The sequence below is a fragment of the Bacillus sp. FSL P4-0290 genome (assembly GCF_037975435.1).
GTDB lineage: Bacteria > Bacillota > Bacilli > Bacillales > Bacillaceae > Bacillus > Bacillus subtilis.
Genome location: NZ_CP150253.1, coordinates 1,250,568 through 1,264,934, shown reverse-complemented (window position 1 = coordinate 1,264,934; position 14,367 = coordinate 1,250,568). Strand labels below are relative to the sequence as shown.

Below are 14,367 nucleotides of genomic sequence, written 5' to 3'. Positions count from 1 at the left end.
CAAGGGAAAAGCGGCTTTTTGTACTTGTTATTCCTTTTCTTCATAATACTTGGCCAGCTCAACAATCATCGCACCCATCCGCTCAATCTCTGGCGCAAGCAGTCTCGTAATGCCCTCTTCCCGCAGTGCTTCAGCAGTCACTTTTCCGACAGCAGCTGCGATGGCGCGTTCTTCGAATACCTTCTTCACTTCATTGATATAACCTCGCCCCTTGGCAAAATCAAACAGGGAACGAACCTGAATGGCCGTTGTAAAACAAACGGCATCGACCTCATCGTTCATCAGCTCTCGGCATAACCGCTCCACCGTTTCCTCCTCCGGCGGGATGTGCTGATAAGGCAGAATCGGCAGGACAGACGCGCCTTTTTCTTCAAGAAATGCCATGAGAGCCGGCGCTTTTTCGCCATGAAGCTGCACCATGACTGTTTTTCCTGAAAAGTCGTGAGGCTCCAAAGAACGGATTAAGCCTCTTGTTGTCCCGTCTTCATCCGAAGCTTCCGGTGTGATTCCAAGCTTTTTCAGCGCAGACAGCGTTTTGTATCCCCGGCATGCCGCTTTCGCTTGGCGAATGGCCTGCAGAAACTCATCTTTCAGTCCAATTTTCTCTGCCATATCGACAAGAGTCTCCAACCCGATGCCTGTCGTGAAAATGACCCAGTCAGCTTTTTTTCCCTCCACAAACGTCCGCAAATCCGGCTCCACCTGCTTCTCTGCTAAGTAAACTGTACCTTGGAGAGGCCGGATGACAGGTATTCCGCCCTGTTTTTCAATGATTGTACTGATTTCTTCCGTTTTTCGTGAGCCACCGATTGCCACACGTTTTCCAAGTAACCCTTTTCCCATACCCGTTTCCTCTCCTCTTTGCATAGGCTTTTTATGTATACAAGCTTATTAAAGCTATTTTGGCGCAAACCAAGGGAGAAATCAAGATAAACCCAAACTCCTAAAATCCATTGAATACGCCGGAAGCTTGCTGTAAGATAAACAGCAGACACGTCTTGTAACGGAGGATCGACATGGAAACCAAAAAAGAAGAATATGAAACAAAAGGCTACGATACATCGATTGTTTACGAATTCAATGAATATCCGGATGCCCGCAGCGGGCGCTGCGACAACTGTGATTACACACTGTTCAAAAGCTCTGTAAAAGGCGGAAAATTTCTTAGAGAATGCCGGAGATGCGGGATGAAAAAAAATATTTAAACAGAAAACCGAAATCAAATTGATTTCGGTTTTTATGTTTTTACTGCGGGACAGCGGATTTTTTCATAAACGCTTCAATCTCAGCTGCCGCACGCTCCGCTCCGCCAGCTTCTTTTACATCCTTTTGCATATTCTTGACGCGGCTGAGCAGCTCTTGATCACTGTTTCCAGCCTGAACCGCTTCCTGCAGGCTGGAAACAGTCACTTCCTCTTTCGGCAAATAAACGCCAAGGCCTAATTCATCAACCCGATTTGCAGTGAGCTCCTGCTCATACATTTGCGGAATGACGACAAGCGGCACACCTGCGTTCATCGCTTCCATCGTACTGTTCATCCCGCCATGAGAGATGAACAAATCAGCTTTCTCTAACACCTCAAGCTGCGGCACACTTTGGCGAATGGTAAAGTTAGCAGGAATATCCTCCAAGCTTTCTGGATCAATCGTTTTCCCAACCGACATGATTACTTGCCATGAAGAATCCCGAAATGCCTTGATGCACATCTTGTAAAATTCCGGCCATGCGTTAAACGCCGTACCCAAAGAAATCAGCATAAGCGGGCGATCATCCTTGTCAATCAACAGGCTTTCTTTTTCCTTCCGTTCTCCGAGAGAGGGGCCGACAAAACAGAAACGGTCATCGAACGTCTCATGCTGAATCTGAAAAGACTTCGGCATAAAGACAATATTTAATGCTTCCGGCACAGCTAACTGTTCAAATGAAACAGCCGGCAACTTCTCTTGCTCCAAGTAGGCTTTAAATTCAGCCTCTGCTTCTCTTATTTTTTTCAGCATGTCTTCATTTCCTAACTGAAAGGATTCATTTTGGGCATATGACGAACAGAGCTTAATGACCGGAACATTAAGCTTTTCAGCAAACAATTTACCAGCCAGCGCAACAAAGTCATAGATGATCAGATCAGGCTGATCATCCTTATATAACTCCTCAAGCTGCGGCAGAATGCTGAGTGATTCTTTCAAAAGACTGAGGGGCGCGTCATTCTTTTCCATCATCTCCCTGATTTGCTTAGGATCAATATTCAAGGATGTATGATAGATCAATGCTTCTCCACCGGCTTGCTGAACAGCGGGCGCAAACTCCTCAGTCGTCGCGTACGTGACACGGTGCCCTTTCTCACAAAGCTTCTCTACTAAAGCAAGCGTAGGATTGACATGTCCGTATGCCGGGATATTGATCATCGAAATATGGTACTTTTTCATGAATCTCCAGTCTCCTTATCTATTACATTTTCACACGGAAGCTCTTTAATCCGTATATCACACTGTTTTCAATCGGAGTGATACTGACGCACTCCATATGAGGAAAAGCAGAAATCAAAGACGTTAACGCGATATTTGCTTCAAGACGGGCAAGCGGAGCCCCAAGGCAAAAATGGATGCCATGGCCAAACGCAATATGCGGGTTGGAATGGCGGCGGATATCAAACATGTGCGGCCTGTCAAACTTCGCTTCATCACGATTTGCCGATGCCACAAACGCCAAAACCATATCACCTTCTTTAATCAGATGCCCACCGATCTCCGTATCCCGCTTGGCAATGCGCCTCAAAACCGGGGCGGGCGCTCTGAAACGTAAGGCTTCCTCGACTGCCTGAGGCATCAGTTCAGGATGGCTGCGCAGTTCCTCGTAAACGCCTGGCGTTTCTAATATGCTGTACATCGCATTTGAAATCAGGTTTGTAGTGGTTTCGTTTCCGGCCACCAGCAACAGCGTGCAAAACGGAATCAGCTCTTCACCGGACAGCTTCTCGCCTGTTTCTTCCGCTTCCACTAAAATGGAAATAATATCCTGTGCCGGTTTGTTTCGCTTTTCTTCTATGATGCCGGCAAAAAACGCAGCCAGTTCTTCCTCACACTTATCTCGTTCTTCCAAAAAGGCTTTTTCAGCTTCTTCACTTTTATCCTTCGGTGTACTGACCAGAAGATCAGACCATGCTTTAAACTGATCCATATGCGCTGAAGGCACTCCCAGCAGCTCAGATATCACAATAACCGGAAGCGGGTATGAAAAATCGTGAACAAGGTCAAACTCACAGCGCCCCTGAAATTTTTGAATCAGTTCATCTGTGATTTCTTGAATTCTCGGTTCCCATTGCTTCATCACGCGCGGAGTAAAGGCTTTATTCACGACTGAACGGATTTTTGTATGCTTCGGCGGGTCCATGTTAATGATGGAATTTCCAATAGAGCTTGTCTGCTGCGGCATGTAACTGGAAAACAGCTCTTTATCCCCAACAACTTTTTTGACATCATCATAAAGAAAAACGCTCCACACTTGGTTTTCTTCATCAAAGGAAACAGGCGCATCCTTTCTCATCGATTCGTACCATGGAAACGGATGATACGCATCCTGTTTGTTTTTCCCATTGAGCAGCGCTCGCTGCAAGGCTTGCCGGCGGTTTAACACATTCATGTATGGTCACTCCCCTTGAAAGAATCAGCAATTAATGTTCCACTTCACCTCCCGTTTTCGAAAAAGAGAGGGACTAGCACAAATAATTAAATTGATAACAGCAGGCAGGCGATCACGATGTTTGATGCAGGCATCATATATTCCCCCTCGAATTTCGTTCATCTTACCATAATCTTTCAATTTTTTTCTATTCTGCACAACTGTTTTGGCTCACAACGTGACCTTAGGCATAAGCACGCAAAGCCAATATGGATTCAATTGCACCGCTCCGCTCAAAAAACGCCTCTGTTTTCAACCAAATGCACTAACTCCAAAAATGACTTTCCCATTATGTAAAATAAGCTGATTCTATGATTAAATAGAAGGTAAAAGGTGAAGGAGAGAACAACGTGGCAGCACAGACTGATTACAAAAAACAAGTTGTCGGCATCCTACTTTCACTTGCATTCGTACTGTTTGTGTTCTCTTTTTCTGAGAGACATGAAAAACCGCTTGTTGAAGGAAAAAAACAGGAAAACTGGCATACTGTCGTCGACAAAGCCTCTGTCAAAATTTATGGCAGCCGATTAGTTGAAGAAAACAAATTAAAGCAAAAACTCGGCCATAAACAAGCCGATTCTATTTTGACCCTTCTGAAACTCGCCAACGAAAAACACATTACATTATAAAAAAGAAAGAGCCCATTGGCTCTTTCTTTTTTAGTCAAATATCGTTTTCTTGTCCGGATGGCGCAAAAAGTCAAACAGCATGCTAAGCTGTGAGGGGGTGTTTCGTTTTGGAGAAAGCGGCGGGAGTCTGTCTTCCGGAAAAAAAGCGGCATGATTCGTCTCAATCCCTGTTTCCCCCTGCCCGCCCGTCATGCTGCATGCGATGAAGATTTTATAATAGTGATAAGGCTGAGGGGGATGAGAGTGTTTATGGCTGTCTAGCACGGCCAGCAATCGAGACGGCTCTGTATCGTACCCCGACTCTTCTTTGATTTCCTTGACGACGTTTTCAGCTGGCGATAAACCAATCTCGCAAAATCCACCCGGCAGCGACCACAGCTCATCATGCTTCTCCCGGACAAGCAAAATCTGATTCTCTCGGAATACTGCGCCGCGCACATCCGCTTTCGGTGTCGGATAGCCTTTCTCGCCTTGCCATAAATCAGTGATAACTTCAATCTCCTTCTCCGAGTAATCCGCCATCATTAACGCGCTGAGCTTCATTAGCTCTTCGTACCTCTCCCTGTCGTACACATCCTTGGAAAAAGCAAGCCCCGCCTGTGCGATCGCCCGAATCCGCTGTACCCGTTCCAGCCATTTGGTTTGCACTTTTATCACTCATCCTTTCAAGTCAAGTTTTGCTATAAAAAATGCACGTTTTCCACAGATGAAAAACGTGCAACTGTAAATTAGCTTCTAATCTAACTTCACCAAGTAATCAATATCGTCCTTTACTCTCTCTTCTGTATTACTGCTATTTGTATCAGCTAAAAACGGATTATATACCAGTGTGTAATGTTTCTGTTCTCCTTTAGGGATGACATAACTGAGTACACCTGTAACCTTTTTCCCCGATACTAGTGTTCCTCCCGTAAGGATTCTGCCCTTCTCTTCTATAGAAAAAACAGGCCGCACTGATTGATCATTCTTATCTCTTAAATCAAACCCGATAAAATTGTAGCTTATTGAATCTTCCCCTATATTTTCCATCGTAACTTCTATAATAAGCCGTTCCTCATCATCTTTTATTGTTTTTGTCTCCTCATTTACAGCTCCGCCAACATTCATATATTCACCTTTTTGCACTCTATCAACTTTATTCACTGTAAAATTCGTATGTCCTGCTTTAAATGTTTCTCCTATTTTATGTATTTGATCATCTTTTTTGGTCTTCGGCTCACCGCCTTTTTTCAATTCCTTATCAAGTTCCTTTTCAAGCTCTTCTTGCGATTTTTTCTCTTTCGGTTTTTCCTTCTCTGACGCATCGCTCGATTGGCTGCACGCAGAAAGCGCTAACCCGATCGTCAAGACAAATAATAGTAATAAGACTTTTTTCATGATTGTTCCCCCATCTAAAGTAATCGATTTCTATTATAATCAGATTTTTCCTTTTCTTAACAGGTAAGAAAGTAACGATTATTTCTATCTCATTCATCACAATCTTACTTCTTCCTAGTATTTGAATATTTTTTACTAGTCCATTAGACCTTTTCATCAAAAAACCCGAGCTGGCTGAAGCCGCTCGGGTGGGAGGTCAATCTCGCTTATTCATTCCCCTTTTCTCTCGGGGTTCCTGATGATGTTTTTGGTGTTCCGGAGGCTGCGTCGTGCGTTCCAGCTCCTTTGTATCTTGTCCCATTCCTTTTAAAAAGGAAAAGAGCAGTGTAATTGATTTGTTGATTTCCGGGTCTTTTAGCGAGCGGATAATATCAAAATAACCTGTCTTTTCTTCACTGTTTTTCTGCTCTACAGCGCTTGCCACACCCGCATTCACTTTCAAAATGAGAGGCTCCAGCTGCTTCACGTCCAGCATGCCGAGTGTTCCAAACAGAAGAAGCAGATTTTTCAGCGTATTGGCTGTTTCCTCTGTATCTGCCTTTTTCACCAGGATATCAAGAACTTTATCCCCTTGACCAAAAAGGCCGCGGAGCAACGGCAGGACACCGCGCTCGTTCATATGGCCCAGCATATGCAATGTTTCGAGAATCGCTTCTTTGTGGTCAATTAGAGCATCTTCAATTTCCCGCAAATCACGCTTTCGCTGATCCTCTTCTGTTACCTCGATTTTTTGGATTCGTTTAATCGCTTTAGCCATTATGGCCCATCCCCCTTTTCACAGCGTCACCAGGGAAAATATAATCCTTCCGCGCCCATTTCTTATGAACCTGCACACCGATTTGCGGCTGCGGATTGCCGTTGCGGTGGTTGATCTTAGGCAGCGGGCTGATTCCGTCGTGCTTCAAAATTTCCATCTTGGCCGATGTTTCTTTGTAAGCAGGCGTATCGGTATCCTTATCGGCATGGCTGCCTGTTAACAGGTTGATCGCCGCTTCCCCTGAATCGTTCATTGGCAGATATACTTCCTTCCCTTTGACTCGATCAGTAATCAGGCACTTCACTTTGACATTTCCGAAAGGCGATGTGAGTCTGACGAGGGTTCCGTCCTGAATCCCTCGTTCTGCCGCAAGCTCAGGAGAAATTTCTAAGAACACTTCCGGTGTTTTCTCCGAAATCCCTTTTGATTTGTAAGTCAGGTTCCCTTCGTGGAAGTGCTCCAAGAGCCGCCCATTGTTGACATGGATATCATATTCCTCACCGAATTCCTTAGGCTCTGTCCACTGGACAGGGTAGAGAATGGCCTTGCCGTCCGGGAAAGGGAAGCGCTCTGTAAAGAGTAAAGGCGAATCCTTTCCATCAGCGTTTACAGGCCATTGCAGGGAATTATAGCCCTCAAGACGTTCATAGGTGACACCGGCATAAATCGGCGACAGCTTGGCTGCTTCCTCCATAATGTCTGCAGGATGCTTATAGTGCCAGTCGGCGCCAAGCTTATTGGCAACCTCCATAATAATCTGCCAATCCGGCTTTGATTCACCCAGCGGTTCAAATACCTGATACAAACGCTGAATCCGGCGTTCTGTGTTTGTAAACGTTCCTTCTTTTTCAAGGCTTGGGCTCGCAGGAAGAACCACATCAGCAAACTCCGCTGTACGTGATAGGAAAATGTCCTGCACCACAAAGAAATCAAGCTTTTCATATGCGGCGTGTACATGATTGATATTGGAATCCACCAGGCCCATTTCTTCACCTTTTACATACATCGCTTTCAACTGTCCGGAATGGATTTTTTCAATCATTTCGTGGTTGGTCATACCCGGCTCCTTCGGCAGCGGCACGCCCCACACCCGCTCGTATTTTTGGCGGACTTGTTCGTCCGTCACTTTTTCATAGCCCGGCATTCTGTCAGGCATGCTCCCAAAGTCACTTGCTCCCTGTACGTTATTATGGCCGCGCAATGGGTAAGAACCTGCTCCCGGTTTTCCGTAGTTTCCTGTCACAAGCAGCAGGTTAGAGATCGCCGTGCTCGTGTCGCTTCCTCCAATGTGCTGTGTCACGCCCATCGCCCACAATGCACACACACTGTCAGCTTGCCCGATCATCTCTGCCATTTGGATAAGGGTTTCTTGATCAATCCCGGTTTTCTCCTCAGCATATTCAAGTGTGTACGGCGCGAGGCTTTTTACATATTCATCCCGTCCGTTCACTCTTTCTCTCAAAAATCGTTCATCGGCCTTGCCGTTTTCTATTAAATATTTGGCGATCGCATTCAGCCAGACGATATCCGATCCGGCACGCGGCTGGACAAATAAATCGGAGCGTTCTGCCATTTCGTGTTTTCTGATATCCGCGACGATCACTTTCTGCCCTCTCAGCTTATGAGCCCGTTTAATGCGAGTGGATAAGACTGGATGCGACTCAGACGTGTTCGAACCGATAATCAAAACAAGGTCCGCTTGCGCGATATCTGTAATTGATCCTGAATCACCGCCATAGCCGACTGTCCGGAACAGGCCGGCAGTCGCAGGAGATTGGCAATAGCGGGAGCAGTTGTCCACATTATTTGTGCCAATGACCCCTCTGGCCAGCTTTTGCATAAGATAGGATTCTTCATTTGTACATTTAGAAGATGTAATAAAAGCGAGAGAATCCGGGCCAAACGCCTCTTTTAATTCAGTGAACTTGCTGGCGATCAGCAATAACGCCTCCTCCCACTCTGCTTCACGGAAATGGTCGCCTTCCCGGATCAGCGGCTTTGTCAGGCGTTCTTCGCTGTTGACGAAATCCCAGCCGAACTTGCCTTTTACACAAGTAGAAATGCCGTTGGCAGGCGCTTCCTCCTGCGGCTCTACTTTCAGAATGTCTCTGCCCTTTGTCCAGACATCAAAGCTGCAGCCGACGCCGCAATACGTGCAGACGGTTTTCGTTTTTTTGATTCGTTCATCACGCATGGCCGATTCCATATCAGAAATGGCGAGAATCGAGCCGTAGCCTGTCTCTACGCCTTTCGTGATCTCGATCATCGGTCGCAGCGTTTCGTTATTGATGCCTGTTAAATATCCGGCTTCCCCTTCCATTCCTTTTTCCATCATCGCGTTGCACGGACAGACCGTTGAACAATGACCGCATGACACACATGACGACTCATTGATCGGCACGTCGTTATCCCAAATGACGCGCGGGCGTTTCCGCTCCCAGTCAATGGTCAGCGTTTCAGTTACCTGAACGTCCTGGCATGCTTCAACACAGCGTCCGCACAATATACATTGATCTGGATCATACCGATAAAACGGATGGGATTCATCCTTATGGTATGGCTTGTGATCAAACGGAATGCTTTGGTGATTGATTTTCATTTCCTTCACCGTATTATGTATTTCGCATCCCCCATTGTTGTAATCGCAAACTGTACAATAAAGCTCATGATTATATAAAATCTTGTCCATCCCGATGACCTGCGCTTTTTTCACGTCAGGTGAGAGCGTATCAATGACATCCCCATCCTTTAATTCAGCGGAGCACGACCTCTTCAGCTCACCATTGATGCTGACGATGCACGTATCACATGTCTCAATCGGCCCTAAGCTTGGATGATAGCAAACTTGCGGCACTTCAATCGAGCTGTTATTCAAAAGCTGCAGCACCGTCTGTTCCTCGGACGCTTCCATTTCAACGCCGTTTATTGTGATTGTTTTCTTGCCAGCCATCTCCATTCCCCTTTCTTGCTTTATATACCGAATTACCTATTTCAGTTCCCTTACAACAACTCAATAAAACATACAAAGCGCACTCACATGTTTCGTTGCAAAAACACGGGGAAACGGAATGGTAGATCAATTAGGAGGGATTAACATGAAAAAGACAATGTCTGCTATTACCGCGGCGGCAGCAGTAACAAGCTGTTTTACCGGCTTTGGGGCTGCGTCCTTTTCAGCACCGGCAAAGGCCGCAGCTCAAACAAACACGCTCTCAGAAAACACGAATCAATCAGCCGCCGAGCTTGTCAAAAACCTCTATAACACCGCCTATAAAGGGGAAATGCCTCAGCAGGCGCAAGGCCTTACCATTAACAAAAGCACAAAAGGCGATGTCCATGCTGCGTTTGGGGAACCGGAAAGACCAGTCGGGGGAGACAATCGATTTGATTTATATCACTGGAATATGGGACAGCCGGGCTACGGATTTTCCTATCATAAAGACATGACAATTTCAGAAATCCGCTACTTTGGAACCGGTGTGGAACGTCAGCTGAATTTAGGCGGAGTTACGCCGGAAGTGCTGCAGAAGCAATTAGGGCCAGCAAATCGGGTGTTAACCGTCCCGTTTACTGATGAAATCGATTATGTATATGATACAGGCCGCTATGAACTCCATTTTGTAATAGGCACAGATCAGACAGCCGACCATGTAAACCTAAAAGCAAAATAAACACCCTATGCGGCTATTCAGCCGCTTTTTTAGTGGACAAATAAAAGATATATTCCTTACAATACAGGGAGATGAAAAAGAGACGGGGTATCAATTCGCAATGAAGCGAAATCGTTGGATATATGCAGTTTTCACCGTACTGATCATTGGGCTGGGGCTTGGATCCAGAGCATTCTCCAGTGTTCTTCCTGATACCCTCAATACTTATCTGGGAGACTCGTTGTGGGCCGCCATGATCTTCACGGGATGTGGATTTCTATTTCGGAAGCTGAAGACAATGATAACGGGCATTATCAGTCTTTCTTTCTGTTTTGTCATTGAATTCAGCCAGCTCTATCATGCCGAATGGATCGACCAGATTAGGGATACTTCTCTTGGCGGGCTTGTACTGGGGTACGGTTTTTTATGGAGCGATATCGAAGCATATACAATCGGAATTGCCGCCTGTGCCGCCATAGAACTGCTGGTTTTGGGAATCAAAAAGCGCCGCTGTATGTGACGCTTTTTTCATGTAGAAAACAGCCCGCTTTGAGAAAGAATGGTCTTCGCATCCAAACGTGTGGCCTCGCTTATCGTGATATGATGTTGATTCATAAATGACTGAACGGCATGATAGCCAACTGCATAACCCGCAAAAGCCGATAAACCTGCAGGCTTAAAGCCTTGGTCGTTAGCAATTGGATCACCAAACATATAACGGCTGACTTCCGAAACTCCTTTCACATCCAACACCTCATTAATCACATCAATGGAATATTGCAAATCCTCATGATCAAAACGAGTTACCCAAGGGCCCAATCGTTCCGTACCAAACAGCTCTCTGGCGAATGATTCCGCCAATCCTTCAATCACAAGATAATCCCCGACACTTACAGAGCCATGATGAAAATCTATATACGAAAACCGCACATTATGATGAAACTCATGAGCAATAATGGAAGGAATCCTTGGCAGGTTATAATGGTTCGGATTAATCCATACATGAATAAAGCCCGGTATCCCGCCAAACCCGCAGTAGCCTTTTTGCAGCTGAAGCTTATTTGGATCAGCGATATAAAGGCCGAATTTGATCTCCTTTGCATTCACCCGCAGCTGTTCGCGCTCATCAAAAAATATGCATTGCCGAAGTGCAGATTCCGCAGTCTCTGAAACATGTGATTCTTTCAGTATTCGCAGTGCTTTCTGTCCGATTTCAACATCACGGACATCCAAATAGCCAAGCATTTTCGCAGCCATGATCACATCATAGCCGTTTGGCTCCTTCGCTTTCAGCGGAACATGGATGGCGGTCCACATCTTTTCAAACGGCCTCATCATCGTATACCGAAATTCATCTTCTCTTTTCTGTTCTTCCATTGAAAACAGCTTTTCGTATTGCTCAAAGGTCTTTTCCATGACAAGATTCATCCTGATTCCCTCCTTGTCAAAAACATACGATATGCCGCAGCGTAGGGGTCAACAGCGAAAATTAAGCCATTTTTCACTGTAAAATGATACAAAGCCGCCGATAGGTAAGGCATAGGAGGTGGAACGATGGATATTCCTGCTTTATCGGTTGCAATGCATCAAGCATCCCTTGCCCAGAATGTTAATATCGCTTTAACGAAAAAAATGCTGGACACCGCCCAGCAAAATTCCGATCAAACCTTAAAGATGATTCAGCATCCGACTCTCGGACAAACCATTGATGTAAAAGCTTAACCTCACACCAAAGGCGGCCAATAACTCCATCCTCCCGGCCGCCTTTATTGTTCACAAAAAAGCATGCATGTTTTGATTGTTCCTCCGTATGATTTATTGTTTGCCATATTAAGGAGGTCATAAAGGATATGAAAAGACTGTTTACGAAGGCTTCATTGGTGTTATTCGCAGTAGTATTTGTTTTTGCCGTCAAAGGTGTACCCGCCAATGCGGAAACCCATGCCTACGATGGAAAAAGCCCTTATTACAATGATTGTGCGTCCAGCGGCTCTACAAAAAAATCCTCAAACTTAGTGAATGCAAGCAATCAAGTCATCGGAGTAGTCGAGCTTAAATTCAGCAGTACATGTAAAACGGCTTGGGCAAAAATCACGATGAATAATACATTGACGTCTGGCTTTGAAGCAAATGCGGAGATTACCCGGAACACGGACGGCAAGAGATATAATTGTGATTCTGCAGGCGGCAATGGAAAAGCGGTGGCCGGCCAAAAGTCTTGCTATACACCGATGGTATATGATTTAGATCCAAGGACTTCTTACGCTTTTGGCAAGTATTCAGGACCAAACTTAAATGTTTGGGCCACCACAGGCTCTTATTAAATAGAAAAAAGGCTGTCCGTACGGACAGCCTTTTGTAATTTATTTCGCTTCTCTTTGTTTTTTAACCTCTTCAAGCTGAGAAACCGTCACCAATTGATATCCTTGATCGGTGAGCTTTTTCATAATTTCATCGGCCGCATCAGCAGAGGTACGGTAAATATCGTGAATTAAAATGGTTCTTCCATCTCTCGCCTGACTCATGACACGGTCAACAATTGTTTTTTTGTTACGGTCTTTCCAATCTTCCGGGTCAACATCCCATAACGCAACATCCATTTTCATTTGACTCCGCAGTTCATCATTAATGCCGCCGTATGGGGGTCTTACAAGCGTCGGACGGTATCCGCTTATTTTTTCAATGATGTCTTGCGTATCATTGATCTGCTTTAACGCTTCTTTCACTGAAAGCCTTGTGAGAAGCGGATGGCTCCATGAATGGTTCCCCACCTCATTTCCTTCTTTCAGCATTCTTATTAGCGTTTCCGGATAATATTGAACTCTGCTCCCCAAAACAAAAAACGTGGCATGACCCTTATATTTCTTCAAGGAGTCTAGAATCTGATTTGTTGTCGCAGGATTCGGGCCGTCGTCGAAAGTAAGCGCAATGACTTTTTGATTTGGATCAACCGTTTCCTCTTTGGGTAAAGAAATCACTTCATGCTTCGGCTTTTGTTCTTTGATTTTATTTTTATTTTTTGCTTTATCAATATATTGTTCTTTCAGAATGTCTTTCAAAAGACTTTTCTTAATGGCAATCGATTGCTCTCCAAGATAGCCTGCTGCAACCTGATATGTGTCAAAGTAAAGTTCGATATAATCCTCCTTGATGGCAAAGCGGCTGAAATTTTCTTTTTTCGGAGCCGTCCCTTCCTTTAACAGTGCATCGTCCGCGGCAATGTCCTTATTCTTTTTCAGCTCGTGATAAGCGATTAACGAAAGCTTATGTAAGTAGTCAGCGTCCTCTTTGAAAATATCATCAATGGAAAGAAACGCTTGTTTACTAAAATCATAGTTAAACGTTTTTTTCACGGTTTGCCCGTGTGCCCCGCCGATGTATTTATATTCATTAAATACAATCGCCACTGTCTGTTTGGCATAATGGACAATTTTATAATCAACATTTAATTCGTTGCGTTTTGTCGTATGCTCTTGGTCAACGTCCTTTGTTTCCTTTTGAAATTGACGAACCTCTTTTTCTGCGAATCTTTTTAATGCCGAATCCATTTTTTCATTTTTGAAAACGGGATAGTTAACCGCGTAATTAAAAGTTTTCCCGTCATTCACAAGCGTTGCGATCTCAACATTCCCATATTGAGAATCAGTTCTTACTTTATTCATGACCGTTTCTTTTTTCAATGAATGATTATGGAAAAAGCCGATAAGGCCCACCACACATACAACTGCTATTAATACATGAAACCATTTGATTCTTTTTGCCAACAACAAAAACTCCTTCTTTCGTAGCCATTTCGATTTACTCTTCATCAGTTGGAACTGTATCTATTTAGAAATGTTTTTGTAACATTGTAGTAACATTTATTTCACATTTGTAATACTATGAGATTTAGAAGTTCATGTCAATCCTTTTTAAGGAATTTCATCATAAAAAAAACCGAATTTCATGAATGTACATACACCCAACTTAAGCATCAGGAATATGGTAAAAGGAATAAAAAAAGCTAGGGAGGTTTTCCTCTTGGATTACCCTTTGAATGAACAGTCATTTGAACAAATTACCCCTTATGATGAAAGACAGCCTTATTATTATCCGCGTCCGAGACCGCCATTTTATCCGCCTTATTATTATCCAAGACCGTATTATCCGTTCTACCCGTTTTATCCGCGCCCACCTTATTACTACCCGCGCCCGCGACCGCCTTACTACCCTTGGTACGGTTACGGCGGCGGTTATGGCGGAGGATATGGCGGAGGTTACGGTTACTAGTCGCCGCAT

The 14,367-nt window shown here is 44.7% G+C and carries 16 protein-coding genes; 7 read left to right on the top strand and 9 right to left on the bottom strand.

All coding sequences use genetic code 11. From position 1 onward, the window contains the following. Positions 1-27: 27 nt before the first annotated feature. Positions 28-843, bottom strand: coding sequence for a uroporphyrinogen-III synthase (locus MKY10_RS06575; protein ID WP_041333942.1), 816 nt, complete (start codon positions 841-843; stop codon positions 28-30). 173 nt (positions 844-1,016) lie between these two features. Here MKY10_RS06575 and MKY10_RS06570 point away from each other — a divergent pair, with 173 nt between their 5' ends. Beyond that, a complete protein-coding gene (locus tag MKY10_RS06570; protein ID WP_003232781.1) occupies positions 1,017-1,205 on the top strand; it encodes a hypothetical protein in 189 nt (62 codons plus the stop codon). A gap of 40 nt (positions 1,206-1,245) precedes the next feature. Here the strand turns inward: MKY10_RS06570 and MKY10_RS06565 are convergent, their stop codons facing one another. Beyond that, positions 1,246-2,424, bottom strand: coding sequence for a glycosyltransferase (locus MKY10_RS06565; RefSeq protein ID WP_339226321.1), 1,179 nt, complete (start codon positions 2,422-2,424; stop codon positions 1,246-1,248). Between the two features lie 22 nt (positions 2,425-2,446). Further along, the gene (yjiB, locus tag MKY10_RS06560) at positions 2,447-3,637 is read right to left on the bottom strand and encodes a monooxygenase YjiB (RefSeq protein WP_048655271.1); all 1,191 of its coding nucleotides are present in this window, start codon (positions 3,635-3,637) and stop codon (positions 2,447-2,449) included. A 389-nt stretch (positions 3,638-4,026) separates the two neighbouring features. Here yjiB and MKY10_RS06555 point away from each other — a divergent pair, with 389 nt between their 5' ends. Further along, entirely contained in the window at positions 4,027-4,305 is a 279-nt protein-coding gene (locus tag MKY10_RS06555; protein WP_003232791.1) for a hypothetical protein, read from the top strand. A gap of 30 nt (positions 4,306-4,335) precedes the next feature. Here MKY10_RS06555 and MKY10_RS06550 read toward each other — a convergent pair whose 3' ends face one another. The 4 genes from MKY10_RS06550 to fdhF all read right to left on the bottom strand — a co-directional run bounded on the left by MKY10_RS06550 (position 4,336) and on the right by fdhF (position 9,389). Further along, the gene (locus MKY10_RS06550) at positions 4,336-4,962 is read right to left on the bottom strand and encodes an NUDIX hydrolase (RefSeq protein WP_080348128.1); all 627 of its coding nucleotides are present in this window, start codon (positions 4,960-4,962) and stop codon (positions 4,336-4,338) included. A gap of 78 nt (positions 4,963-5,040) precedes the next feature. Further along, a complete protein-coding gene (locus tag MKY10_RS06545; RefSeq protein ID WP_048655269.1) occupies positions 5,041-5,682 on the bottom strand; it encodes a DUF4352 domain-containing protein in 642 nt (213 codons plus the stop codon). Positions 5,683-5,878: 196 nt separating this feature from the next. Further along, the gene (locus MKY10_RS06540) at positions 5,879-6,439 is read right to left on the bottom strand and encodes a DUF1641 domain-containing protein (RefSeq protein WP_003232799.1); all 561 of its coding nucleotides are present in this window, start codon (positions 6,437-6,439) and stop codon (positions 5,879-5,881) included. Continuing rightward, positions 6,432-9,389 carry a formate dehydrogenase subunit alpha gene (gene fdhF / locus MKY10_RS06535; RefSeq protein ID WP_061891203.1) on the bottom strand — a complete coding sequence of 986 codons (2,958 nt, stop codon included), beginning with the start codon at positions 9,387-9,389 and terminating at the stop codon, positions 6,432-6,434. The genes MKY10_RS06540 and fdhF overlap by 8 nt, the downstream gene beginning before the upstream one ends. A 145-nt stretch (positions 9,390-9,534) precedes the next feature. Between fdhF and MKY10_RS06530 the strand changes: the two genes are divergently transcribed. Both MKY10_RS06530 and MKY10_RS06525 read left to right on the top strand, forming a co-directional pair. After that, on the top strand, positions 9,535-10,110 hold the full coding sequence (locus MKY10_RS06530) for a YjgB family protein (RefSeq protein WP_014476503.1): 576 nt from the start codon (positions 9,535-9,537) through the stop codon (positions 10,108-10,110). A gap of 100 nt (positions 10,111-10,210) precedes the next feature. Further along, positions 10,211-10,609, top strand: coding sequence for a DUF2809 domain-containing protein (locus MKY10_RS06525; RefSeq protein WP_017697549.1), 399 nt, complete (start codon positions 10,211-10,213; stop codon positions 10,607-10,609). A gap of 8 nt (positions 10,610-10,617) precedes the next feature. Here MKY10_RS06525 and MKY10_RS06520 read toward each other — a convergent pair whose 3' ends face one another. Then, positions 10,618-11,517 carry a DUF2268 domain-containing protein gene (locus tag MKY10_RS06520; RefSeq protein WP_046160297.1) on the bottom strand — a complete coding sequence of 300 codons (900 nt, stop codon included), beginning with the start codon at positions 11,515-11,517 and terminating at the stop codon, positions 10,618-10,620. Positions 11,518-11,643: 126 nt separating this feature from the next. Between MKY10_RS06520 and MKY10_RS06515 the strand changes: the two genes are divergently transcribed. Both MKY10_RS06515 and MKY10_RS06510 read left to right on the top strand, forming a co-directional pair. Then, positions 11,644-11,811, top strand: a complete 168-nt coding sequence (locus tag MKY10_RS06515) for a YjfB family protein (RefSeq protein ID WP_339226316.1) — start codon at positions 11,644-11,646, stop codon at positions 11,809-11,811. A 128-nt stretch (positions 11,812-11,939) separates the two neighbouring features. Next, positions 11,940-12,413 carry a YjfA family protein gene (locus MKY10_RS06510; RefSeq protein ID WP_014663593.1) on the top strand — a complete coding sequence of 158 codons (474 nt, stop codon included), beginning with the start codon at positions 11,940-11,942 and terminating at the stop codon, positions 12,411-12,413. A 39-nt stretch (positions 12,414-12,452) separates the two neighbouring features. On the opposite strand, the gene pdaC is transcribed toward MKY10_RS06510, so the two are convergent. Then, positions 12,453-13,856 carry a peptidoglycan-N-acetylmuramic acid deacetylase PdaC gene (pdaC, locus tag MKY10_RS06505; RefSeq protein WP_046160296.1) on the bottom strand — a complete coding sequence of 468 codons (1,404 nt, stop codon included), beginning with the start codon at positions 13,854-13,856 and terminating at the stop codon, positions 12,453-12,455. Positions 13,857-14,109: 253 nt separating this feature from the next. Between pdaC and cotT the strand changes: the two genes are divergently transcribed. Continuing rightward, positions 14,110-14,358 (top strand): spore coat protein CotT, encoded by a 249-nt coding sequence (gene cotT, locus MKY10_RS06500; RefSeq protein ID WP_003245601.1) that lies wholly within the window; start codon positions 14,110-14,112, stop codon positions 14,356-14,358. Positions 14,359-14,367 lie beyond the last annotated feature (9 nt).

Bases quoted from the DNA above. Each gene is read 5' to 3' on its own strand.
- MKY10_RS06575 (WP_041333942.1), bottom strand. From the start codon at position 843: ATGGGAAAAGGGTTACTTGGAAAACGTGTGGCAATCGGTGGCTCACGA.
- MKY10_RS06570 (WP_003232781.1), top strand. From the start codon at position 1,017: ATGGAAACCAAAAAAGAAGAATATGAAACAAAAGGCTACGATACATCG.
- MKY10_RS06565 (WP_339226321.1), bottom strand. From the start codon at position 2,424: ATGAAAAAGTACCATATTTCGATGATCAATATCCCGGCATACGGACAT.
- yjiB (WP_048655271.1), bottom strand. From the start codon at position 3,637: ATGAATGTGTTAAACCGCCGGCAAGCCTTGCAGCGAGCGCTGCTCAAT.
- MKY10_RS06545 (WP_048655269.1), bottom strand. From the start codon at position 5,682: ATGAAAAAAGTCTTATTACTATTATTTGTCTTGACGATCGGGTTAGCG.
- MKY10_RS06540 (WP_003232799.1), bottom strand. From the start codon at position 6,439: ATGGCTAAAGCGATTAAACGAATCCAAAAAATCGAGGTAACAGAAGAG.
- fdhF (WP_061891203.1), bottom strand. From the start codon at position 9,389: ATGGCTGGCAAGAAAACAATCACAATAAACGGCGTTGAAATGGAAGCG.
- MKY10_RS06530 (WP_014476503.1), top strand. From the start codon at position 9,535: ATGAAAAAGACAATGTCTGCTATTACCGCGGCGGCAGCAGTAACAAGC.
- MKY10_RS06525 (WP_017697549.1), top strand. From the start codon at position 10,211: ATGAAGCGAAATCGTTGGATATATGCAGTTTTCACCGTACTGATCATT.
- MKY10_RS06520 (WP_046160297.1), bottom strand. From the start codon at position 11,517: ATGAATCTTGTCATGGAAAAGACCTTTGAGCAATACGAAAAGCTGTTT.
- MKY10_RS06515 (WP_339226316.1), top strand. From the start codon at position 11,644: ATGGATATTCCTGCTTTATCGGTTGCAATGCATCAAGCATCCCTTGCC.
- MKY10_RS06510 (WP_014663593.1), top strand. From the start codon at position 11,940: ATGAAAAGACTGTTTACGAAGGCTTCATTGGTGTTATTCGCAGTAGTA.